The sequence below is a fragment of the Kitasatospora sp. NPDC030952 genome, assembly GCF_055571335.1.
The window spans coordinates 103,826-127,377 of the sequence record NZ_JBVIFM010000008.1 but is presented as its reverse complement, the minus strand read 5'-3'; the positions used below and the strand labels follow the sequence as shown (position 1 = coordinate 127,377).

Below are 23,552 nucleotides of genomic sequence, written 5' to 3'. Positions count from 1 at the left end.
CGTGCTCTCTCACCAGTCCCGCCGTTCCGGCCGCCGTCTGGCCGGTTCCGCGCTGGCCCTCGCCGCCGCCGTCGGTGTGCTCCCCGTCGCTCCCGCGTTCGCCGATCCGGCTCCCGCGCCGGGGGTGGCGCAGGGCGATGCCACTCCGCATCTGGACGCGGTGGAACGGGCCTTGCGTCAGGTGTCGCCCGGGCTGGAGGGCGTGGTGTGGCAGCGGACGGCGGGCAACCGGCTGGACGCGCCGGCCGGGGATCCGGGCGGGTGGCTGCTGCAGACGCCGGGGTGCTGGGGGGACGCCTCCTGCGCCGAACGAGGCGGCACGAAGCGGCTGTTGGACAAGATGCGGGAGAACATCGGCAGGGCCACCCGGACCGTCGACATATCAACTCTCGCCCCGTTCCCGGACGGTGGGTTCCAGGACGCCATCGTGGACGGCCTCAAGGCCTCGGTGGCCGCCGGGAACTCGCCCCACGTGCGGATCCTCGCCGGGGCCGCTCCGCTGCTCAACATCACCGCGCTGCCGTCCCGGTACCGGGACGACCTGGTGGCCCGGCTCGGCTCGGCCGCCGACCGGGTGACCGTCGAGGTGGCCTCGATGACCACCGCGAAGACCGCGTTCTCCTGGAACCACTCCAAGTTGCTGGTCGTGGACGGGCAGAGCGTCATCACCGGCGGGATCAACAACTGGAAGGGCGACTACCTGGACACCGCCCATCCGGTGACCGACGTCGACCTCGCGCTCAACGGTCCGGCCGCCGCCTCCGCCGGCGCCTACCTGGACACCCTGTGGGACTGGACCTGCCGCAACAGCGGGGTGTTCTCGGCCGCGTGGTTCGCCTCCTCCAACGGCGCCGGCTGCACCCCCGACCTGGAGCGGCGGCGCAACCCGGCGGCCGGGCAGGTGCCCGCCACCGGGACCGTACCGGTGATCGCGGTCGGCGGCCTGGGCGTCGGGATCCGGGACGGCGACCCGGCCTCCGGCTACCGCCCGGACCCGGTGGGTGGCGTCGAGGACGTCAAGTGCGGCCCGATCGCCCTGCGCGACCGCACCAACGACGACCCCGGCTACGAGACCGTCAACCCGGAGGAGAACGCGCTGCGCGCGCTGGTCGCCGGCGCCGGCAGCCGGATCGACATCTCCCAGCAGGACGTGACCGGCACCTGCCCGCCGATGCCCCGCTACGACGCACGGCTCTTCGACCTGCTCGCGGGCAAGCTCGCGGACGGGGTGAAGGTCCGGATCGTGGTCAGCGACCCCGGCAACCGAGGCGCGGTGGGCAGCGGCGGCTACTCGCAGATCAAGTCCCTGAACGAGATCAGCGACACCCTCGCGGCCCGGCTCACCGCCCGCCTCGGCGACCCGGCGCAGGCCCGGACGGCGATGTGCCGGAACCTCCAACTCGCCCCGTTCCGCGCCGCGTCCGCGTCGACCTGGGCCGACGGGCACCCGTACGCGCTGCACCACAAGCTGGTCTCGGTCGACGGCTCGGCGTTCTTCATCGGCTCGAAGAACCTCTACCCGGCCTGGCTGCAGGACTTCGGCTACGTGGTCGAGAACCGCAGCGCCGCCGCGCAGTTGGACGCCCAGCTGCTCGCCCCGCAGTGGCAGTACTCGCAGGCCGCCGCGACCTTCGACTACAGCCGCGGGCTCTGCCAGGGCTGACGCCGAGAGCACGCCGTGAGTAGGGCGTGAGAACAACCGCGAGTACGCCGTGACAACACTGCGGGCCGCCGTGCCGGATTCGGTGACGGCGGCCCGCAGTGGTCGTGCTCACAGCAGGGTCGTGCTCAGAGCAGGGTCGTGCTCAGAGCAGGGTGTAGACGTTGTCGCTGACCTGGTGGTGGCGGGGCGGGCGGGTGCCCTTGAACCAGCCGACCCAGGACTGCGGCAGGGCCGAGCGGTCCAGCACGAAGTCGTCCAGCACCAGGCAGTCGATGTCCGAGCGCAGGAAGCACAGCAGGGCGTCGACCGGGGTGTGCACGATCGGCTCGCCGCGCAGGTTGAACGAGGTGTTCAGCAGCAGCGGGCAGTCGGTCCGCTCGGCGAAGGCCTTGATCAGGCGGTAGAAGCGGCCGTTCTGCTGCTCGGTGACGGTCTGCACCCGGGCCGAGTTGTCGACGTGGGTGATGGCCGGCAGGTGCAGCGGGGAGTCGACCTCGCAGGTCTCCAGCATGAACGGCGACTCGTGGTCGAGCCTGAAGTGCTCCCGGGCGTGCTCGGCCAGCACGGCGGGGGCGAACGGGCGGAAGGCCTCGCGCATCTTGACCGAGGCGTTGATCCGGTCCCGGGTGTCGTCGCCGCGCGGGTCGGCGAGGATGGAGCGCCCGCCGAGGGCGCGCGGCCCGAACTCCTCGCGGCCGTAGTACCAGCCGATCACCTTGCCGTCGGCCAGCCGGGACGAGACCGCGTCCAGCAGGCCGGCCTCGTCGCCCCGGAAGTCCAGGAAGGCGTGGTCGGCGTAGGCGCCGAGCAGCCCGGCGATCTCGTCCGAGTCGGTGCCCGAACCGAGCAGCGCCGAGCGCTGCCGGTCCTGCGCGGGGCGCTCGCCGGTCAGCCGCTGGTGGGCCACCGCCGCGCAGCCGAGGCTGCCGCCGGCGTCGCCCGAGGCGGGCTGCACGAAGACGTTCTCGAACGGGCCCTCCTCGACGATCCGGCGCACCGCGACGACGTTGAGCGCGACCCCGCCCGCCATGCACAGGTTGCGGCTGCCGGACATCCGGTGGGCCTTCTCGGCCATCCGCAGCAGGGTCTCCTCGGTGACCAGCTGGATGGAGCGCGCCAGGTCGTAGTGGACGCCCTCGATCTCCGACTCCGGGACGCGGGGCGGCACCCCGAGCAGCTTCTCGAAGCGCTCGCCGAGCATGCCCTCCGGGTCGGCGAAGTCGAAGTACTCCAGGGCGAGTCGGAAGCCGCCCTCCTCGTCCAGGTGGATCAGCTGCTCGATCTGCTCCTTGAACCGCGGCTCGCCGTACGGGGCGAGGCCCATCACCTTGTACTCGCCCTCGTTGACCTCGAAGCCGAGGTAGCCGGTGACGGCGCTGTAGAGCAGGCCCAGCGAGTGCGGGAAGCCGACCTGCTCGCGCAGCTCCAGCTCGGCGCCGCGGCCGACGCCCCAGGTGCTGGTGGCCCACTCGCCGACGGCGTCCACGGTCAGCACGGCGCTGTCCTCGAAGCCGGAGAAGTAGTAGGCGCTGGCCGCGTGCGAGAGGTGGTGGTCGACGATCTCGACCGGGCCGTCCCAGCCCAGCAGGTCGCGGATCTCCCGGCGGGGGCGGTCGGCGTCCAGCCGGTAGCGGGCCATCGGGCCGTTGTCCGGGAAGGCCGGCAGGCCGGCCCAGAGCTGGCGGTGCAGCTTCTTGACCGGGTCCTCGTAGTAGGCGACGCAGTCCACGTCGGTGATCTTCAGTCCGGCCTGGCGCAGGCAGTCCTGGACGGCGTTGCGGGGCAGCTCCGGGTCCTGCTTGCGGCGGGTGTAGCGCTCCTCGTGGGAGGCGGCCACCAGCCGTCCGCCGACCAGCAGGGCGGCGGCGGAGTCGTGGAAGTGCGCCGAGATGCCCAGGATCACCGGTCCGTCGGCGGTGGCGGTGTGGGTGGTCTGGCCGGTCATCGCTGGTCTCCTTGACCTCGGGAGGGGTTCGGCAGGGCGTGCTGGGGTGCGGGGCCCGTCATGCGACGTCCAGGAACGGCGCGTCGGAGGGGAAGAGCGGTTTCAGGTCGCTGAGCCAGGTCGCCCGCGGGTCGTACTCGGCGAAGAACGGCCGGCCGACGATGCCCGGGTCGCGGGCCTGGAGGTAGCGCAGGGCGAGCGCCCGCCGGCCGGCGACCTCGGTGACGCCGTCGACCACGACCTTGCCGCGGGTCGCCGACATCGACGGCCCGCGGACCGTGCGGGCCAGCCCGGTGACGCCGGACACCGCGTCCCGGTAGATCTCCCAGGCCCGCACCAGCGGTACCTCGAAGTAGTTCCGCGGGCCGGTGTCGCGCTCCACGAACAGGTAGTACGGGACGGCGTCGAGCGCGAGCTGGCGCGTCCACATCTCCCGCCACAGGGCCGCGTCGTCGTTGATGGTGCGGATCAGCGGCGCCTGGGTGCGGATCACCGCGCCGGCCGCGCGGACCCGCCGGACCGCCCGGTGCACCGCCTCGGGCCGCAGCTCGCGGGGGTGGGTGACGTGGGCCATCAGCGCGAGGTGCTTGCCGGCCGCGCGGATCTCCTCGAACAGCCGCATCAGGTCGTCGGCGTCCTGGTCCGTGGTGAAGCGGTACGGCCAGTAGGTGAGCGCCTTGGTGCCGATCCGGATGGTGGTGATGTGCGCCAACTCCGGGTCGAGGAAGGGCTCCAGGGCCCGGCGCAGCGGCCCGGTGCCCATGATCATCGGGTCGCCGCCGGTTACCAGGATGTCGGAGATCTCGGTGTGCTCGCGCAGGTACCCGCGCAGCGCGGCCGTCTCGTCGGAGGCCGCCGCGATCTTCAGCTCCGGGTCCCCGACGAACTGGGCCCAGCGGAAGCAGTAGGTGCAGTAGGCGTGGCAGGTCTGGCCCTGGCGGGGGAAGTAGAGCATGGTCTCGCGGTACTTGTGCTGCACGCCGGACAGCGGAGTGCCCTGCCAGTGGGCGACGTTGAGGTCCGTCTGCCCGGCCGGGTGGGCGTTCATGCCGGCCCGGATCTGCCGCGCGGCGCGCTGCAGTTCGGCCGGGCCGGCGCCGTGGCGCAGTAGGTCGGTGACGGTCTTGAGCTCGTCGGCGGCCAGCATGTCCGGCTGGGGGAAGACCAACCGGAAGATCGGGTCGTCCTCGGCGGCGTCCCAGTCGATCAGCTCGTCGACCACGAACTGGTTGGTCTTGAACGGCAGGATCGCCGCCACCGCGCGGGTCTGCAGCCGGGTCTCGGCGTCCGCCCCGCAGCGGTCGAGCAGGGTGTCCAGGTCGCGTGCCGTGTAGGCGCGGAACCGGGGTGTGCTGGTTTCGGTCACGATCGCTCCTCGTCGGGGCGGGCGCTGCTCGCCGCGAGCACGCGGGCGATCCGCTCGGCGACGGTGCGGGCCGCCGGGCCGCGCAGCAGGGTGAAGTGGTCGACGTCCGGCACCGTGAGGGTGTCGACGTCGGTGCCGAGTGCCTCGGTCCAGCCGAGGGTGGGCGTGCAGCCGTCGGGGCGCTCCTGGGCCCCGGCCAGCAGCAGGGTGAGCCGGGTGCCGCGCAGCCGGGCGCGGCGCAGCCGGTAGGCGACCAGGGCGGTGGCGTTGGCGTCGAACACCTGGAAGCGGCGTTGCAGCGTGCGGGTCTCCTCGTCCTCGGCGGGGGCGCCGCGCAGCAGCCCGGTGTCGGGCCGCTCGCCGGTCATCCGGTCGAGGTCGTGGGCGAAGGACGCGGCCCGGTCGGTGTCCGGGTCGGCGAAGCGGGCGAACGCCCCGGAGCCCGGCGCGTAGCTGTCCAGCAGGGTGACCGAGGCGGTCCGTACGCCCTCGAAGGAGAGCTGGCGTGCCATCTCGTAGGCGACCGTGCCGCCCATCGACCAGGCCGCCAGGTGGTACGGGCCCTCCGGCTGCGCCTTGCGGACCTCGGGCAGGTAGGCGGCGGCCAGCTCCTGGACGGTGCGCAGCGGGGTGCCGGACTCCAGGCCGGGCGCGCGCACGCCGAGCACGGTGACCTCGGCGGGCAGGGCCTCGGCCAGCTCGCGGTAGCAGAGCACGTCGCCGCCGATCGGGTGCACCAGGAACAGCACCGGTCCGCCGGGGGTGCCCGGCCGCAGCGGCAGCAGCAGTTCGCTGCCCTGGTCGGCGCCGTCGCCGGCCAGCTCGCGCACCGCCTCGGCCAGGTGCTCGATCCGGGGCCCTTCCAGCAGGCGGCGCAGCGAGAGCGCCACGCCGGTGCGCTTGCGCAGCCGGGTGAGCAGGATGGTGGCGAGCAGGGAGTGGCCGCCGACCGCGAAGAAGTCGTCGGTGACGCCGAAGTCCCGGTGTTCGAGCAGGTCGGACCAGATCTGCCAGAGCGTCTGCTCGGTCTCGTCGCGCGGCTCGACCCGTTCGACGGTGCGCCGGGGCGCCGCGCCGTGCAGCGAGGAGCGGTCGAGCTTGCCGTTGGGCAGCAGGGCGAAGCGGTCGACGAACAGGAAGAGTCCGGGCACCAGGGCGAGCGGCAGCCGCTCGCGGGCGTAGCCGCGCAGCGTCTCGGCGGTCAGTGCGGCGCCGGGCTCCTTGACCAGGTAGGCGACCAGGGTGCCGTCGCCCTCCTTGTCGGCGTCCACGTGCACCTGGCGCACCTCGGGGTGGGTGGCCAGCTCGGCGGCCACCTCGCCCGGGTGGATCCGGATGCCGCGGACCTTGAGCAGGTCGTCGCGGCGGCCCTCGATGTGGATCTCGCCGTGGGCGCCGACCACGGCGAGGTCGCCGGTGCGGTAGAGCAGGTCGTCCGGGTCGGTGCCGCGCGGGTTGGGGCGGAAGACCGAGGCCGGGCCGGTGCCGCCGAGGTAGCCGAGGGTGCGGTAGGGCGTGCGCAGCACGATCTCCCCGCGCTCGCCGGGGCCGCACGGGCGGTCGGCGGTGCCGAGCACGACGGCCTGGCCGCCGGGTAGCGCCCGGCCGACCGGGACGGGGCCGTGGTCCTGGTCGGCGGCCACCCGGTGGAAGGTCTTGATCATCGTGGTCTCGGTGGGACCGTAGAAGTTGACGATCTCGGCGTCCGGGCCGAGCAGCCGCTCGCGCAGCCGGGCGACCAGCCGGCCGCTCAGCGGTTCGCCGGACAGGCAGAGCAGCCGCAGGTGGGGCAGCCGGGCGGTGGCCGGGTCGGCCTCGCGCAGCCAGGCGGTCACCACGCTGGGCGTGGTGTGCACGATGGTGACCCGCTCGCGGGCCAGCCACTCCACGGTGCGCGCGGTGTCGTCCAGGTCGGCGGCGGAGGGCAGGCAGAGGGTGGCGCCGCGGGTGAGCGGGACGAAGACGTCGCGCAGCACGGCGTCGAAGGACAGCGTGGTCAGCTGGGCCACCCGGTCGCCGGGGTGGACGCCGAACTCGGTGGTCTCCCAGTCGATGAAGTGGTCCAGGCCGCGGCGCCGGCCGAGTACGGCCTTGGCCTCGCCGGTGGTCCCGGAGGTGAAGAAGACGTACGCCGGGTCGTCCGGGCCCACCGTGGTGGGCGCGGGAGCCTCGCCGGTGCCCGCGGCCAGGGCGTCGAAGGCCAGCCGGTGTCGCTCGACACCGGTCGGCGCGCCGGTGGCGGTGCTGGGCTCGGTGAGCAGGACCCGGCGGGCCCCGGCCCGGGCGGCCATGGCCGCCAGCCGGGGGCCGGGCAGCCCGTCGTCCATCGGGACCGGGACCGCGCCCGCGCCGAGCGCGCCCACCAGCGCGGCCACCGTGGCGGGGGACTTCCCGCCGAGCAGGCCGACCCGCTCGCCGGGTGCCAGCATCCGGGACACTCCGCTTGCGGCGTCGGCCAGTTGACGGTACGTCACATCGCCCTCGGCCCAGCGCACGGCGACCGCCTCCGGGGTGGCGGCGGCCTGCCGCCGGACCAGTTCGGCGACCGGGGTGAGCTCCGCCGGGGGCAGCGGGGTGTCGAAGGGGTGGGCCTCGCCCTGGGCCTGGCTGAGCGGGCGGTCCGGCTGGGCGGCGGCGAAGGCCAGCAGTCCGGTGAGCCGGTCGGCGAGCGCGGCCACGTACTCGGGCTGGACGGTGTCGGCGTCGTACTCGAGGTCGAGGACCGTCCCGGTCGGCTCCGGGCGCACCACCACGGTGAGGTCGAACTTGGCGGTGGGCGCGGCGCCGGTGCCGTCGGCCGCCTCGGCCACCGCGTCCAGGGGCCGCAACACGGCGGCCTCGCGCGGCAGTTCCTCGCGCGGCGGCATCCGCAGCAGCACCGAGAAGAGCTGGTCGCGGTCCCCGTCGCGGGCGGCGGTGACGGCGTCCACGACCTGGGCGTAGGAGACGTCGCGGTGTCCGGCGGCCTCGACCAGGGTGGCGCGCACCCGGCCCAGCGCCTCGGCGAAGCCCGGGTCGCCGGACAAGTCGAAGGCGTAGGCGTGGGTGCGCACGAAGAAGCCGACGACCTCGTCGAACTCCTCGCGGTCGCGGCCCGCGCTGTCGCTGCCGATGACCACGCGGTCCTGGGCCGCGGCGCGGGAGAGCGCGTAGGCCAGCACCGTCATCATCGCCATGTACTCGGTGGCGTCCGCCCGGGCGCACAACTCGCCCAGCGGGGCCGCCACTTCGGGGGCCAGCGCGAGCCGGACCACCCGCGCCTGGTGCGGCCGCGCACCGGGAACGGGCCGGCCGAGCGGCAGCTCGGGGCGGCGCACGCCGGCCAGCAGGTCGCGCCAGTAGGCGAGGTCGGCCTCGGCGCGCCCACCGGCCGTGCGGCCGGACCGCCAGGCCGCCCAGTCGCCGAACTGCAGCCGCGGCTCGGCCGCGTCCAGCCGGGAGTGCCGGTCGGCACCGGCCAGCAGCTCGTCCAGCTGCTCGCAGACGATCCGCCAGGACACCGCGTCGCAGCACAGGTGGTGGACGGTCAGGCCGACCAGCAGCTCCCGCCCGGCCAGCCGTACCGTGCGGACCCGGACCGGGGGACCGGCGACCAGGTCGAACGGGACGGCGGCGGCCGCCGTCAGCGCGGCCAGGCCGGCCGCACGGTCGGCGGCGTCCGGGAGCCGGGCGAAGTCCACCTCGGCCGGCCCGGCCAGCTGCACCGGGCGCTCGTCCACCTCGTGGAAACGCAGCCGCAGAGCCTGGTGGCGGCGGCAGACCGTGAGCACGGCCGCCCGCACCGCCTCCTCGTCCAGCCCGGCGGGCAGGGTGAAGACGCCCGCCATGTTGTACGCGGAGCTGCTCGGGTCCAGCTGCTGGAGGTACCAGAGGCCCTCCTGCTCGGGGGAGAGCGGCTGCGGGCGGTCGGTCGCGACGGGCGCCGGGAGCGGCTCCTCGGCGGTGGCGGCCCCGGCGCGCAGCTCCTCGTCGACGGCGGCCGCGAGGGCGGCGACGGTGGCGGCGCGGAACAGCGTGGTCAGGCTCAGCTCGACGGCGAAGGCGCGCCGGATCCGGGCCACCACCCGGGCCATCAGCAGCGAGTGGCCGCCGAGGTGGAAGAAGTTGGCGTGCCGGGCGGTGACCGGCCGGCCCAGCACCTCGGACCAGATCGCGGCGAGCCGCTGCTCGGTGCCGCTCCACTCGCCCTCGTCCGGCTCCGCCGCCCCGGCGGGCGCCGCCTCCTCGGGCGCGGGCAGGGCGGCCCGGTCCAGCTTGCCGTGGCCGCTCAGCGGCAGCCGCTCCAGCAGCACCACGTGGGCCGGGACCATCGCGTTGGAGCCGTGCGCCGCCACGTGGGCGCGCACCAGCTCGGCGTCCGGGCGGGCACCGGGCGCGGGCACCAGGTAGGCGGCCAGGGCGGGGCCGTCCGCGCCCGGGCGGACCACCACGGCGGCGTCCTTGACCTCGGGCAGCCGCCGGATCACCGCGGCGACCTCGGCGGGCTGGACCCGCACGCCGAGGATCTTCACCTGGTCGTCCGCCCGGCCCTGGATCTCCACGTTGCCGCGCGGGTCGATCCGACCGAGGTCCCCGGTGCGCTGCACCAGGTCGGTCGGGTCGTCCGGGTTGAGCGGGTTCACCTCGAACAGCGGCTCGGTGCCGGGCTCGGGCCGCCACAGGCCACGGGTCAGGAAGCGGCTGCGGATCAGCACCTGGCCGGGCTCACCGACGCCGCAGCGGCGCCCGCGCTTGGTGACCACCAGGAGCTCGGCGCCGTCGGTGGCGGTGCCGACCGGCAGGATGCCGGCGGGCACCTCGCCCTGCGGGACCGGGTACCAGGCCTTGAGGATGGTCGCCTCGGTGGTGCCGTACAGGTTGACGAAGCGCAGCTCGGGGGCTCCGGTGGCGGCGCGCCAGCGGTTGACCAGGCTGCCCGGTAGCGGCTCGCCGGAGAGGCAGACCAGCCGCAGCGCCGGGAAGCCGTGGTCGGCGGGCAGCTCGGAGAGCAGGGCGCCGAGCACGCTCGGGACGGTCTGCAGGACGGTCACGGCGTCCGCGCGCAGCCAGTCGAGCACCCGCGCCACGTCGACGAACGGGCGGTCGGTGGGCGGCAGGCAGACGGTGGCGCCGCCGATCAGTGCCGGGAAGAGGTCCTTGAACAGCGCGTCGAAGGTCAGCGCGGCCATCTGGGCGACCCGGTCGCCGTCGGCGATGGCCAGGGCCCGCTGTTCCCAGGCGCAGAACTGGGTGAGCGCGCCGTGCCAGCCGAGCACGCCCTTGGGGCGGCCGGTGGTGCCGGAGGTGAAGCACAGGTAGGCGGCGGCCTCGACATCGGGCTGCGGCAGGTCGGTCTGCCGGTCGGTCAGCTCCTCGGGGCGCAGCACCCGGTGGCCGGCGAGCTCGGTGGGTACGGCCTCGCCGGTGGTGTCCAGCACCAGCCGGGGCTCGGCGGAGGCCAGGACGTCGCGGACCCGGCCGGCCGGCTGGGTGACGTCGACCATGGTGAGGACCGCGCCCGCCCGCAGGACGCCCAGCAGGGAGACGACCGTCTCCACCGAGCGGCCGCCGCGCACCGCCACCACGTCGCCGGCGCCGACGCCGGCCGCGAGGAGGCCACGGGCGGTGGCGCGGTAGCGCTCGACCAGCTCCCGGTAGCTGCACGTCTGGTCGCCGCGCACCAGAGCGACGGAGTCCGGGCAGCGGGAGGCGGTGGCCTCGATCAGTGCGGGGACGGTGAGTTCGGGCGATGGCCGCGCGGCGCTGGGGGTGGGGCCGCGGTGATCGCTGACGTGCGTCATCTCAGTGTCAGTCCAATCTTCCGGTCGGGGGACGGCCTGGGGCCGGTCAGAGCGGGATCTCGTCGACGTACGCGTCCGGCTTGTCGACCGCGGCCTCGATGCAGGCGGCGAGCTGACGGGCCATCACGGCGGCGCGTTCGGCCGAGATCCGCCCCCGGGCGTGGACCAGGCGTGCCTCGTACCCGGTGGTGAACGGGAAGACCTCGAACTTCAGGTCGTAGTGGGTGTGGCGCGGGGGGAACTGGTGGACCCGCACGGTGCGGCCGTCGGCCTCGCGCCGCCAGGCGGGCATGTTCTGGAACACGAAGAGGTTCTGGAAGACCGGCAGCCGGTCGGCGCCGCGGGCGCCGCCGAGTTCGGCGACGATCCGCTCCATCGGCACCACCGAGTGCCGGGCGCCGTCCACCACCGAGGTGCGGGCGCGGTCGAGCAGGTCGAGGAAGGTGGCGTCCTCGTCGACGTCCAGGCGCTGCGGGACGGTGGTGATGAAGTTGCCGGCCATCCGGTCGGTCCACTCGGGCGTGCGGTTGGCCATCGGGGTGCCGACGACCACCGTCTCCTGGCCGCTGATCCGGGACAGCCAGGCGGTGTACCCGGCGAGCAGGGCCATGAACTCGGTGACCTTGCGCTCCCGGCACAGCGCGCGCAGCCGGTCGTCGAAGCCGGGCGACCAGGCGAGGTCGACGCTGTCGGCCGGGACGCTGAGTGCGGCCGGGCGGGGGGCGTCGGCGGGCAGGTCCAGGGCGTCCGGTGCGCCGGCCAGCGTGGTGCGCCAGTGCCGCAGGGACTCCTCGACGGCGGTGCGGTGGTCGGGGCCGGCCTCGTGGCGGCGCTGCCAGGCCGCGTGGTCGGCGATCTGTCGGCGCTCGGGGCCGGCGGGCGGTTCGCCGCCGGTCAGCAGGGTGAGCAGGTCCTCGGCGAGCAGCGACCAGGTCCAGCCGTCGCTGATGATCTGGTGGGTGGCGACCACCAGCAGCTGGTCGTGCTCACCGAGGCTGGTGCCGCGCACCCGCAGCGGGGCTCCGGCGGCCAGGTCGAAGGGCCGGTCCGCCAGTTCGACGGCCTGGGCGCGGGTCAGTTCGGCCGGGTCGGCGCCGGCCGGGGCCCGGGACCAGGCGATCCGGGGGCCGGCGGGGTCGATGACGGCGAGCGGCTCGCCGTCCACGGCGGTGTACCGGGTGCGCAGCACCTCGTGCCGCTCCAGCAGCCGGGCGAAGGCCGCGCTGACCTGCGCCGTGGTCGCGCCGGTGATCCGGAACGCGGTCGGGGCGCTCATCGCGGTGCTGTCGGGCTCCAGCTCCTGGAGGAACCAGAGGCGCTCCTGGGCGTGGTTGGGCCGCAGCGGGCCGCTCCGGGGGGCGGGCTCCGGCAGCTCCGCCGGGCGCCGGGCCGCGCCGGCGACCAGCTCGCGCAGGCCGTCCAGGGTGGGCCGGGCGAGGAACTCGGCGATCGGCAGCCGTACGCCCAGCTGTTCGGCGAGGTCGCCGAGCAGCCGGACGGCGTGCAGGGACGTGCCGCCGGCCTCGAAGAAGTGCGGCAGCCGACTGCCGAGCACGGTGGCCCAGGCCCGCTCCACCGGCTCCAGGCGCTCGGCGTCCGGGTGTTCGGTTCGCTCGGCTTGTTCGGCTTGTTCGGCGTCCGGTGGGGTGGCCCCGGGCGCGGGCTCCACCAGCGGGCGCAGCGCCGCCGTGTCGGCCTTGCCGTGGGCGGTCCTGGGGATGGCTGCGACGGTGGTGAGGGTGGCCGGGATCGAGGCGGCGGGCAGCACCCGGGCCAGGTCGGCGCGCCAGCCGGCGGTGTCGGCTTCGGAGCCGGCATCGGCGGCCGGGACCGCGACGGCGGCGAGCCGGGTGGTGCCGGACGGGTCGGTGAGGGGCAGGACGACGCACTCGTCCAGGTACGGCAGGGCCAGCAGGGCCGCCTCCACCTCGCCGAGTTCGATCCGTACGCCGCCGATCTTCACCTGGCGGTCGTTGCGGCCGTGGTAGAGGTAGGCGCCGTCCGGGCGGCGGGAGGCCAGGTCGCCGGTGCGGTACATCCGCTGCCGAGGGTCGGCCGGGTGCGGGACGAAGCGCTCGGCGGTGAGCTCGGGCCGGTTGAGGTAGCCGCGGGCGACCCCGACGCCGGCGATGCAGAGCTCGCCGGTCGCGCCGGCGGGCAGTTCGGCGCCGTGCTCGTCCACCACCAGCAGTTCGATGCCGGTGATCGGCCGGCCGATCGGCACCGGCTCGTCGAGCGGGCGGCCGGGCTCGCACTGCCAGTGGGTGACGTCCACGGCGGCCTCGGTGGGGCCGTAGAGGTTGTGGAGTTCGACGTGCGGGAGCCGCTCGAAGAAGCGCTGGGCGAGGTCCTGGCCGAGGGCCTCGCCGCTGACCGTCACGGCGCGCAGCTCGGGGCAGGCGCCGACGGGCAGCCGACGGAGGAACTCGCGGAGCATGCTGGGGACGAAGTGGGTGACGGTGACCCGGCGTTCGGCCAGGAAATCGGCCAGGTAGTCGGGGTCGCGGTGGCCGTCCGGTTCGGCGAAGGTGAGCTGGGCGCCGGTCAGCAGCGGCCAGAGGAACTCCCACACCGAGACGTCGAAGGTGTACGGGGTCTTCTGGGCGACGACGTCGGCGGGGCCGAGGCCGAAGCGGTCCTGCATCCAGCGTAGCCGGTTGACGATCGCCGCGTGCTCGGTCAGCACGCCCTTGGGGCGGCCGGTGGATCCCGAGGTGTAGATGACGTACGCCAGGTCGGTGGGTGCGGCGGCGTCGAGCAGGACCGGGGCGGCGGGCCCGGCCGCGGTGTCGTCCGGGCCGTCGTCCCAGGCGTCCCTCGTGGTCAGACATGGTGCGGCGGGGGCGAGTCGGCGGATCCGGGCGGGGTCGCCGGTGATGATCGCGGCGGGATCGGCGTCCCGCAGCAGGTCCTGGATGCGGCCGTCCGGGTCGGTGGTGGCGAGCGGCAGCCAGGCGGCGCCGGCCCGCAGGACGGCGACGATGGCGACGGCGAGGTCCACCGATCGCTCCAGGTGGAGCGCGACGATGCGGCCGGACGCGGCCCCGGCGCGGGCCAGTCGCTGCGCCAACGCTGTCGAGCGGTGGTCGAGTTCGCGGTAGTCGAGCACCTCTCGGCGGTCCGACACCGCGGGGCGGTCGGGTGTCCGCCGGAACTGCTCGACCAGCAGGGACACCAGGGTGGTGGCGGATGGGTGTGGGTGCTGAATCGGCCCCGACCGGGAACCAGGCACGGTGAATCCCTCTTCCCCGTTGATTGATTGTGCATCAGCTCATCGAGCGGTTCGGACAGTTGTCGCGGAATCGGCTCGGAACGCTTCCAATGCTCCCCGAACAATCGCACGTCGAAAGGAAGTTCGGAAGGTCGGCCAGGATGTGAGGTGGGTCACAGTCGAATGACATGACCGCTGCTAAGCTCGCCGGTCGCAGCCGATAGGATCGGCACCATCCAAACGCCACGGAATAGGGGGAGTTGGCGTGTGTGGACTCGCGGGCTTTGTAGGCTTGCGGCACGATCCGCGATGGGCGCGAGAGCGACTCGAGGCGATGACCGCGACGATCGGACACCGGGGCCCGGACTCACGGGGCTTCCATGTCGACGAGACCGTCGCCTTCGGCTTCAGTCGCCTCGCCATCAGGGACCTGGCCTCCGGCAACCAGCCGATGTACAACGAGACTCGTGAGATCGTCGCCATGACGACGGGCGAGATCTACAACTACCGACAGTTGCGTGAACTGCTCCTGGCGCGTGGCCACACTCTGCATACGAAGTGTGACACCGAGGTCATTCCGCACCTTTACGAGGAGTTCGGCCGGGATTTCCTCGGCAAGCTCGACGGACAATTCGCGATCGTGCTGTTCGACTATCGCGAGAGGACCTTTTTAGCTGCCCGTGACCATTTCGGTGTGACCCCGCTCTTCTATGCCCAGCAGGCCGGCGGGCTCGTTTTCGGGTCCGAAATCAAGGCCATGCTGGAACACCCGGCCGTGGAACGCCGGGTCGACCTGATCGGACTCGACCAGGTCCTCACCCTGCCCGGACTGGTCAGCCCGCGGACCATGTTCGAGGGCGTCCACAGCATTCCGCCCGGCACCGCCGTGGAGTTCCGCCCGGGCGAGCAGCCCAAGACCTGGACGTACTGGGACCTCGTCTACCCGCGCGCCGACGCCGAGTTGGAGCGCCACGACGAGTCCTACTACGTCGACCGGGTCGAGGAGCTGCTGATCCGCTCGGTCGAGAAACGGCTGCAGTCCGACGTCGAGGTGGGCTTCTACCTCAGCGGCGGACTGGACTCCTCGCTGATCGGCGGCATCATGCGGCACCTGCTGCCGGACGCCGAACTCCGCTCCTTCGCAGCCGCGTTCCCGGAGCGGGAGCTCTCCGAGAGCGAATACCAGCGGCTGATGAGCGACGTGCTCGACACCACGCACCGCGAGCGCCTCGTCCACGACGAGGAGATCGGCGCGCGGCTGCGCGACGTGGTCTGGCACGCCGAGTGCCCGCTCAAGGAGTCCTACGACTCCGCCGCGCACGCCCTCTCCGAGGCCGTCCAGGAGTCCGGCGTCAAGGTGATCCTCACCGGCCAGGGCGCCGACGAGTTCTTCGGCGGCTACATCGGCTACCGCTTCGACCACCTCCGCCGGGCCCAGCCGGGCGCGGTGGTCTCCACCGACCTGGCCGAGGCCCGGCTGCGGGCCCGGCTCTGGGGCGACGAGAGCTTCTTCTACGAGCGCAACGACGTCGAGTTCCGGTCCGTCAAATCGGGCCTGTACTCGGCCGCGGTGCGCGAACGCGGACTGGCCGTCGACTGCCTGGAGCACCCGCTGGTCGACCCGGAGCGGCTGGCCGGCCTGCATGACCTGCACCGCCGCTCCTACCTGGACCTCAAGCTCCGGCTCGGCGACCACCTGCTCGCCGACCACGGTGACCGGATGACCTTCGCCCACTCGGTGGAGGGCCGCCATCCCTTCCTGGACCGCGAGTTGGTCGAGTTCCTGGCCACCGTGCCGCCCGAGCTCAAGCTCAAGGGCCTGGAGGAGAAGTACCTGCTCAAGCAGGTCGCCCGGAACTGGATCCCGAGCCGGATCGTCGACCGCGAGAAGTTCGGCTTCACCGCCCCGGGCAGCCCGCACCTGCTCCGCCAGGACGACCCCGCCATCGAGGCGCTGCTCTCCCGCGAACGGATCGAGGCCGACGGCTACTTCGACCCGGACCGGGTGGAGCAGCTCGTCCGGCAGTACTCGACCCCGGGCTTCCGGATCAACGTCCCGTTCGAGACGGACCTGCTGATGACGGTCATCACCTTCAACATGCTCGTCGACCTGTACGACCTTCCGGCGCACACCGCCTGACGACCGCGCCGACCCGGCGCCGCACAGCACCCCACCCGGACCACAACGCCGAGGGAACCCGATGCAGCACAGCGACCCGACCCAGAGCCTCACCGAAGGCCTCAGCGACTTCCTGTCCGGACCGGACGGCACGCTCGCCCTCGCCCGGATCCAGACCCTGGGCCAACCCACCACTCGCTCCACCGAGTTGACCGTCCCCGTGCCCACCGGCGAGACCGTCGGCGTCTGGCGCCGGGAGGACGGGCGGCTGCGGCGCGACGCCGGACGCCGCGAGGAGTGGCGCTACTGGGCCGACCGGCCCGAGCTGCCCCTGAGCGCCGGGCACCGCCGGGTGGCCGTCCTCGGCGAGTCCGCCACCCGCGGCTACTTCTTCGACCCGGCGTACTCCCTGGCGAGCCTGATCGACGCCCGGCTCAGCGCCGGCCAGGCCGACGTCCTCGACCTGGCCCGCACCAACTGCTCGCTCCCCGAACTGCTGCGCACAGCCGCCGAGGCCTGCGCGCTCGGCATGGACGCGCTGGTGGTGCACGCCGGGAACAACTGGAACAACGTCGACCCGACGCCCACCGAGCGCCACGAGCTGGCGGGCCTGATCGCCGCGGGCGGCTTCCCGGCCGCCACCGCGGCCTTCCGTACGCTGGTCGCCGACGTCGCCGCGAGCGCACTCGACCTGCTGCGGGAACTGGCCGGGCAGACCCCCGTCGTCCTGGTCGTCCCCGAGTTCAACCTCGCCGACTGGGTGGACGAGCCGATGCTCGACTGCCCGGCGCTCCCCGAGGGCCGGCTGCCGCGCTGGCTGGAGCTCCGCCGCGAGGCCGAACAGGCCGTCCAGGACGTCGAGTTGTCGCTGGCCCGGACGCTGGTCGCGGAACTGCTGCGGCTGGACGGCGGCAGCTCGCCGGTCACCCACCGGCTGGCCGCCCGCTGCGCCGAGACCCCCGACGCGGTGCGCGCGGCCCTCGGCGCGGCCCGGGACTCGGTGGTCAGCCCCTTCGCGGTGCACTCCCCGCGGACCCTGACCGCCGTCCAGGACCTGCTGCGCGAGCGCGGCGAGAAGTACGGCTTCCGGGTGGTCGACCAGCGGGAGCTCTTCCAGGACGGCCAGGACAGCCAGGTCGGTCGGGCCGGTCGGGCCGGTCGGGCCGGTCGGGCCGGCCAGGAGGCCCTGCCCGGGCGGGAGTTCTTCCTCGACTACTGCCACCTGAGCTTCGACGGCCTGCGGCGCACCGCCGACGCCGTCGCGGACGCCCTCGCCGAGGCGCTGGGCCTGACCGTCGAGGCCGCCGCGGCCGTCGAACCCGCCGCCGACCGGCTCGCCCTGGCGCACTTCCTCGCCGCGGTGCACAACGCCCACTACGGGCAGGGCGAGGAGGTCCTGCGCCACCACGTCGCCCGGGCGCTGGACACCGACCCCGCCGTCGCCGAGCGGATCGAGGAGTACCTCGACTACCAGACCCGGCGCGCCCCCAACTGGATGTGCTCCTCCTACGAGCGCTCCGCCCAGGACCCGTCGGTGGCCCGCTACCTGGTGGTCGGCGACGGCCGGCTGAACGGCAAGCTCGCCGACCACGGACTGCGCGAGGTCATGCTGGACGAGCTGGAGCGGCACGGCCGCCCGGGGCGCGAGCGCCACCAGGAGCTGCTGATCGCCGAACACGGCGCCGCCACCGACCTGTTGGCGGACCCGGCGCTGGCCGCCACCTTCAACGAGCGGCGCGGCACCGCCTTCGCCCGGCGGGTCGCCTACCTGCGCGCCCACGCCCCGCTGACCCGCTCGACCCTCGTGCTGGCCGAGCCGGCCGAGCTGACCGTCGAGGTCACCTGGCGGCTGCCCGGCGGGACGGCACCGGCCGGCGTCCGGCTCACCGTCAACGGCCAGGAGGTCGGCGCGGCCGAACTCGGCGCCCACTGGCGCTCGGACGCCTTCACCGTCCGGCCGGAGCTGCTGCGGCGCGGAAGCAACACCGTCGAGATCCACTGGCCGCTCACCGGCGACGGCCTCGACGGCGTGCTGCTCGACGCCGGCGCCCGGCTGGAGTGCGCGGAGACCGTCCCGTGCCACCCGGTGCACGGCCACGTCCACGACTGGTCGGTCCGCCCGGTCGGGTCTGTCGGCGCCCGGTGAGCGCCCGACCGGGCCTGTGGGCGAGGCTCAGCACCACGCTGATGCTGGAGCGGCGGGAGACCAGGCTGCTGCTGGCCAGTGCCACCGCCGACTCCTTCGGCACCGGCATCTTCACGGCCACCTCGGTGCTGTTCTTCACCCAGGTGCGCGGCTTCGACGTCACCTCGGTCGGCCTCGCCATCTCCCTCGGCAGCCTGTGCGCCTTCGTGCTCAGCCCGCGGATCGGCAGACTGGCGGACCGGGTCGGGGTCAAGAAGAGCCTCATCACGCTCTTCCTGATCCGGGCCGTCGGCTACGCGCTGTACCTGCTGGCCGACCGGTACTGGCTGTTCGCGGTGCTCGCCTGCGTGGTCACCACCGCGGACCGGTCCAGCCCGGCGATCAACATGACCGTGATGGGCCGGCTGTTCGAGGCCAAGGAGCGGGCGACCATCCTGGGCACCATGTACACCGCGCGCAACGGCGCGGTCGTGCTGGGCTCGCTGGCCGCCACTCTCCCGGTCGTCACCGGCTCCACCGCGCTCTACATGGTCGGTGTCGCCGTCAACGCGGGCTCGTTCATCGCCGCGGCGGTGCTGATGTCCCGGCTGGAGGTGCCCGAGCCCGCCACCGCGACGGCCGGCGGCGGGAAGCGGGCCGGCGGCAAGGGCGCGTCCCCGCTGCGTGACCGGCGGTACCTGGCGATCACCGTGGTCAACGGCGTCGCCATGACGCACAACACCATCCTGGCGCTGGTGCTGCCGCTGTGGGTCACCCAGGCGACCGACGCGCCCAGTTGGGGCCTGACCACGCTGCTCGCGCTGAACGGCGCGCTGGCGATGGCCGCCCAGGTGCCGGTGAACCGCCGCTTCGCCGACTTCGCTGCCGCGCTGCGCGCCCCGGTGTTCGGCGGGGTGGCGGTCTTCCTGGCCTGTGCCGCCTACGCCGCCTCCGGGACGGTCTCCCAGGGGTGGGCGGCGCTGGCGATCCTGGTGGTCGCGATGGTCGCGCACACGGCGGGGGAGTGCCTCTTCACCGCCAGCACGCCGCTGTCGTACGAACTGGCGCCGAAGGAGTCGCTGGCGCAGTACCTGTCCTTCTACAACCTGGGGCGGGTCGGCCAGGACCTGGTGGGGCCCGCGCTGATCGTGGCGCCGCTGGTCAAGCACGGCACCCCGCTCTGGCTGCTGATCGGCGCGCTGGTGCTGGCGGCCGGACTGGTGCCGCGGGCGGTGCTGGGGCGGCACCACCTCGCCACGGGCGCGGCCCCGGCCGCGGTCGAGGAGGCCGCGGGATGAGCGCCGTGAGCGCCGTCGCCCCGGGGCAGCCGGCCACCCGGGAGCCGTCGGGCCCCGGGGAGCCGTCGGGCGCCGCCCGCGCCCGGCGCCCGGCGGGGGCCCCGGGGGCCGAGGCGTCCGCCGGGGCCGGGGGCTCCCCCGGCTCCGACATCGTCGGCGTGCTCGGCGGGATGGGGCCGGCCGCCACCGCGGACTTCTTCGCCAAGCTGGTGCAGGAGACGCCCGCCGCCAGGGACCAGGAGCACCTGCGCACCCTGGTGTGGTCCGACTCCACCGTCCCCGACCGCACCGCGGCGATCCTCTCCGACGGCCCCAGCCCGCTGCCCCACCTGCGCGAGGGGGTGCGGCTGCTGGAGTCCGCCGGGGCCACCCTGATCGCCATGCCCTGCAACACCGCCCACGCCTTCCTGCCGGAGCTGCGGCGCGAGGCCGGGGTGCCCGTGCTCAGCATGATCGACGCCACCGTGCGGCGGCTGCACCGGGCGGATCCGGCCGTCACCAGCGTCGGACTGCTGGCCACCACCGGCACCCTGGTCGCCGGGCTCTACCAGGAGGCGCTGCGCGAGCACGGCATCGCGGCGGTCGTGCCGGCGCCGCTGCTCCAGCAGCGGTGCGTCATGCGGGCCGTCCGGCTGGTCAAGGCGGGACGGCTGGAGGCCGCCGGGGAGAGCCTCGGGCCGGCCGTGCGCAACGTCGCCGAAGCCGGTGCCCAGATCATCGTCGCCGCGTGCACCGAACTGCCCCTGGTCCTCGGCCACCGCGCCGGTGACCTCCCGGTGTTCGACCCCACCACGGCGTTGGCCCAGGACGTCGTCGCCCTCGTGCGCCGCCGTCCGCAGAACGATCACATGAAGGAAGCACTATGACGAAGCGCGTCTGCCTGGTCTCTCCGAAGCCGCCGATCATCCAGCGGGCCAGGCAGCTGGAACTCGACGTGGTCTGCGTCTTCACCCCGGAGGAGTTCCGCACCGTACCGGTGACCGCCATCGAGGGCGAGACCTGCCTGGTGCTGCGGCACCGGGAGGACCCGCCGGCGATGGTGGCGGCGGTCCGGGCCCTGCACGCGCAGGCCCCGTTCAGCGCCGTGTTCACCGTCCAGGAGGAGGCCGTCATCCCGGCCGCCCTGCTCAACGAGGCGCTCGGACTGGACGGCGCCCACCCGGACACGGTGGCGCTGCTGACCGACAAGTGGCGGATGCGGCAGCACACCGCCGAACGGGGCGTCAGCGCGGTGCGGGCCGCCGTCGGCACGAGCCTCGCCGACATCACCGGCTTCGGCGCCACCGTCGGCTACCCGCTGATCGCCAAGCCGGTCGGCGGCTCGGCCAGCCTGGGCATCCACCGGATCGACGGCCCGGAGGAGGCCGGGCGGGTGCACGCCGCGCTCGTCGAACTCGGCCTGGACCGCTTCCTGCTGGAGGAGTACCTGGAGGGCCCGGAGATCAGCGTCGACATGATCTCCCACGACGGCCGGCACGTGCTGATCGCCATCGCGGACAAGATCACCGGCGCCGGGTTCATGGAGTACGGCCACTCCATCCCGGCCGCGCTGGACGCCGGGCTGGAGGACGAGATCGCCCGCACCGCCGGCGAGTTCCTGGACGCCGTCGGCCTGCGGGACGGCCTCTCGCACACCGAGATGAAGCTCACGCCGAACGGGCCGAAGGTGGTCGAGGGCCACAACCGGCGCGGCGGCGACCGGATCAACACCATGGCCGAACTGGTCTACGGCATCGACCTGGAGGGCACCGGCCTGGCCGTCGCGGCCGGCGTGCGCGAGCCGGTCACCGAGCGGCCCGCCGCCGAGCGCGGGGCGGCGGTCGCCTTCTTCGAGGCCGAGCCGGGCCGGCTGCTGGCCATCGAGGGCGCCGAGGAGGTCCGCAACCACCCCGCCGTCGTCGAGTTCCACCTGCAGTTCGAGGTCGGCAAGGTGCTCCCGCCGGTGCGCTGGTCGCCGGACCGGGCCGGCTTCCTGACGGTCACCGCCGAGACCGGCGAGGCGGCGGGCGCGCTCGCCCGTTCGCTGGCGGCCCGGGTGCGGTTCGTCACCGAGCCGGTCGAGGACGAGGGTGAGGAACTGCGCCGCCACCGCGACCTGCTGACCGAACTCGACCAGGCCGGGTACGTCGACGTGCTGAACGCCGGGCGCTGAGGCCGGCACCGGCCCGCCGTCCGGGGCGAGGTGCGCCCTGGACGGCGGTCGGCCGCTGGTTCAGCATGGAGGGCATGTCCGAGACGCCGAAGTCCGCCCGCAGGATCGCCGACGACCACGTCGCCCGGGTCGCGGCCCTCGACCCGGCGACCGCCGCCAGACTCGGACTGCACCCGGAGGACGACCGGCAGCCGGACCTGTCCCCGGAGGGCCACGAGGCACTCGCCGAACTGGCCCGGCGCACGCTCGGCGAACTGGACCGGGCACTGCCCGCCGACCGCCACGGGGGAGACCCGGTCGAGCGGGACTGCGCCGGGCTGCTGCGGGAACGGCTCACCGCCGAACTCGCCGTCCACGAGGCCGGGGACCACTACCGCCAGCTGCGCAACGTCAACTCCCCGCTGCACAAGGTCCGTGGCGTCTTCACCATGATGCCCACCGACACCGAGGAGCAGTGGGCGGCCGTCGCCGGACGGCTGCGCAACGTGCCCGGCGCGCTCGACGGCTACCGGGCCACCCTCACCGAGGGCATCACCCGCGGGCTGCTCAGCGCACCCCGGCAGGCCCGCGCGGCCATCGCCCAACTCGACGCCTGGACCGGCCGGGCCGACGGCGGCGCGAGCTGGTTCGCCGGCTTCGTGGCGCCCGGCCCCGCCGCGCTGCGCCCCGAACTGGACGCCGCCGCCGAACGCGCCACCGCGGCCACGGCCGCCTTCCGGGACTGGCTGCACGACACCTACCTGCCCGCCGCCGACGGCACCCCGGACGCCGTCGGCCGCGAGCGCTACCTGCGCTCCGCCCGGTGGGCCAACGGCGCCGACATCGACCCGGCCGAGGCGTACGCGTGGGCCTGGGAGGAGTTCCACCGCACGGTCGCCGAGATGCGGGCCGTCGCGGAGCAGATCCTCCCCGGTGCCGGCCTCCGGGCCACCATGGACCACCTCAACCGGCACGGCCACGCCGTCGAGGGCGAGCAGAACGTCCGCGCCTGGCTCCAGCAGGTCATGGACGAGGCGATCGACGCCCTCGACGGCACCCACTTCGACATCGCCGGCCCGCTGCGCCGGGTCGAGACCAGGATCGCGCCGCCCGGCAGCTCGGGCGCGCCGTACTACAACGGCCCCAGCCTCGACTTCAGCCGGCCCGGCCGCACCTACCTGCCCACCCTGGGCCGGCGGACCTTCCCCACCTGGCAGCTCGTCAGCACCTGGTACCACGAGGGCGTCCCCGGCCACCACCTGCAGACCGCCCGCTGGACCGCCTCCGCCGACCGGCTCAGCACCTACCAGATCACCCTCGGCGCGGTCAGCGCCGACAAGGAGGGCTGGGCGCTGTACGCCGAGCGCCTGATGGACGAACTCGGCTTCCTGACCGACCCGGCCCGGCGCCTCGGCTACCTGGACAAGCAGATGCTGCGGATCATCCGGGTGATCGTCGACCTCGGCATGCACCTGGAACTCGCCGTCCCGACCGGCGCCGCCACCGGCGAATGGAGCGGCCACCCCGGCGAACGCTGGACCCCGGCCCTCGCCGACGAGTTCATGGCCGCCCACCACGGCAGCCAGCTCCCGCGCCGCAGCAGCGAGATCGACCGCTACCTGGGTTGGCCCGGGCAGGCCATCGGCTACAAGCTCGGCGAACGCGTCTGGCTGGACGGACGGGAGGCCGCCCGCCGTCGCCAGGGCGCCGCCTTCGACCTCCGCGCCTGGCACACCCGGGTCCTCGCCCACGGCTCGCTGGGCCTGGACGCCCTGGCCGCCCGCCTCGCCGAGGTGTAGGTCCTGTCCGGCAAGATGCGCCGGACACCAGCCCCGGCGGGGGCACATCGGGTCGGAAGTCTCGCAAATTCCTTAGCGCTGCCTCTGGTTCGCTGGCTGTGCCGAGAACGGCCCG

General features: G+C 74.1%; 11 protein-coding genes. 7 read left to right on the top strand and 4 right to left on the bottom strand.

The genetic code is table 11. The features are described from left to right. The first annotated feature begins 1 nt into the window (after nucleotide 1). Nucleotides 2-1,663 carry a phospholipase D-like domain-containing protein gene (locus ACZ47G_RS16585; protein ID WP_465743214.1) on the top strand — a complete coding sequence of 554 codons (1,662 nt, stop codon included), beginning with the start codon at nucleotides 2-4 and terminating at the stop codon, nucleotides 1,661-1,663. Between the two features lie 142 nt (nucleotides 1,664-1,805). Here the strand turns inward: ACZ47G_RS16585 and ACZ47G_RS16580 are convergent, their stop codons facing one another. From ACZ47G_RS16580 to ACZ47G_RS16565, 4 genes are read right to left on the bottom strand one after another with little or no spacing between them, the layout of a single operon-like run. Then, nucleotides 1,806-3,608 carry a carbamoyltransferase family protein gene (locus ACZ47G_RS16580; protein ID WP_465743212.1) on the bottom strand — a complete coding sequence of 601 codons (1,803 nt, stop codon included), beginning with the start codon at nucleotides 3,606-3,608 and terminating at the stop codon, nucleotides 1,806-1,808. 58 nt (nucleotides 3,609-3,666) lie between these two features. Beyond that, nucleotides 3,667-4,974, bottom strand: a complete 1,308-nt coding sequence (locus ACZ47G_RS16575; protein ID WP_465743210.1) for a KamA family radical SAM protein — start codon at nucleotides 4,972-4,974, stop codon at nucleotides 3,667-3,669. Further along, nucleotides 4,971-10,754 (bottom strand): AMP-binding protein, encoded by a 5,784-nt coding sequence (locus ACZ47G_RS16570; RefSeq protein WP_465743208.1) that lies wholly within the window; start codon nucleotides 10,752-10,754, stop codon nucleotides 4,971-4,973. The genes ACZ47G_RS16575 and ACZ47G_RS16570 overlap by 4 nt, the downstream gene beginning before the upstream one ends. Nucleotides 10,755-10,800: 46 nt before the next feature. After that, entirely contained in the window at nucleotides 10,801-13,929 is a 3,129-nt protein-coding gene (locus ACZ47G_RS16565) for an amino acid adenylation domain-containing protein (RefSeq protein ID WP_465743206.1), read from the bottom strand. A gap of 301 nt (nucleotides 13,930-14,230) precedes the next feature. On the opposite strand from ACZ47G_RS16565, the gene asnB reads away from it, so the two are divergent. The 6 genes from asnB to ACZ47G_RS16535 all read left to right on the top strand — a co-directional run bounded on the left by asnB (nucleotide 14,231) and on the right by ACZ47G_RS16535 (nucleotide 23,437). After that, nucleotides 14,231-16,105: an asparagine synthase (glutamine-hydrolyzing) gene (asnB, locus tag ACZ47G_RS16560; protein WP_465743204.1), complete on the top strand. Its 1,875-nt coding sequence runs from the start codon at nucleotides 14,231-14,233 to the stop codon at nucleotides 16,103-16,105. 61 nt (nucleotides 16,106-16,166) lie between these two features. Continuing rightward, nucleotides 16,167-18,230 (top strand): hypothetical protein, encoded by a 2,064-nt coding sequence (locus tag ACZ47G_RS16555; protein ID WP_465743202.1) that lies wholly within the window; start codon nucleotides 16,167-16,169, stop codon nucleotides 18,228-18,230. Further along, nucleotides 18,227-19,507 (top strand): MFS transporter, encoded by a 1,281-nt coding sequence (locus tag ACZ47G_RS16550; RefSeq protein ID WP_465743200.1) that lies wholly within the window; start codon nucleotides 18,227-18,229, stop codon nucleotides 19,505-19,507. Before ACZ47G_RS16555 ends, ACZ47G_RS16550 begins: the two co-directional genes overlap by 4 nt. Continuing rightward, nucleotides 19,504-20,373, top strand: a complete 870-nt coding sequence (cuyB, locus tag ACZ47G_RS16545) for a cysteate racemase (RefSeq protein WP_465743198.1) — start codon at nucleotides 19,504-19,506, stop codon at nucleotides 20,371-20,373. The genes ACZ47G_RS16550 and cuyB overlap by 4 nt, the downstream gene beginning before the upstream one ends. Further along, a complete protein-coding gene (locus ACZ47G_RS16540) occupies nucleotides 20,370-21,659 on the top strand; it encodes an ATP-grasp domain-containing protein (RefSeq protein ID WP_465743196.1) in 1,290 nt (429 codons plus the stop codon). Before cuyB ends, ACZ47G_RS16540 begins: the two co-directional genes overlap by 4 nt. Before the next feature lie 74 nt (nucleotides 21,660-21,733). Next, entirely contained in the window at nucleotides 21,734-23,437 is a 1,704-nt protein-coding gene (locus tag ACZ47G_RS16535; protein WP_465743194.1) for a DUF885 domain-containing protein, read from the top strand. Nucleotides 23,438-23,552 lie beyond the last annotated feature (115 nt).

Bases quoted from the DNA above. Each gene is read 5' to 3' on its own strand.
- ACZ47G_RS16540 (WP_465743196.1), top strand. From the start codon at position 20,370: ATGACGAAGCGCGTCTGCCTGGTCTCTCCGAAGCCGCCGATCATCCAG.
- ACZ47G_RS16580 (WP_465743212.1), bottom strand. From the start codon at position 3,608: ATGACCGGCCAGACCACCCACACCGCCACCGCCGACGGACCGGTGATC.
- ACZ47G_RS16535 (WP_465743194.1), top strand. From the start codon at position 21,734: ATGTCCGAGACGCCGAAGTCCGCCCGCAGGATCGCCGACGACCACGTC.
- ACZ47G_RS16555 (WP_465743202.1), top strand. From the start codon at position 16,167: ATGCAGCACAGCGACCCGACCCAGAGCCTCACCGAAGGCCTCAGCGAC.
- cuyB (WP_465743198.1), top strand. From the start codon at position 19,504: ATGAGCGCCGTGAGCGCCGTCGCCCCGGGGCAGCCGGCCACCCGGGAG.
- ACZ47G_RS16570 (WP_465743208.1), bottom strand. From the start codon at position 10,754: ATGACGCACGTCAGCGATCACCGCGGCCCCACCCCCAGCGCCGCGCGG.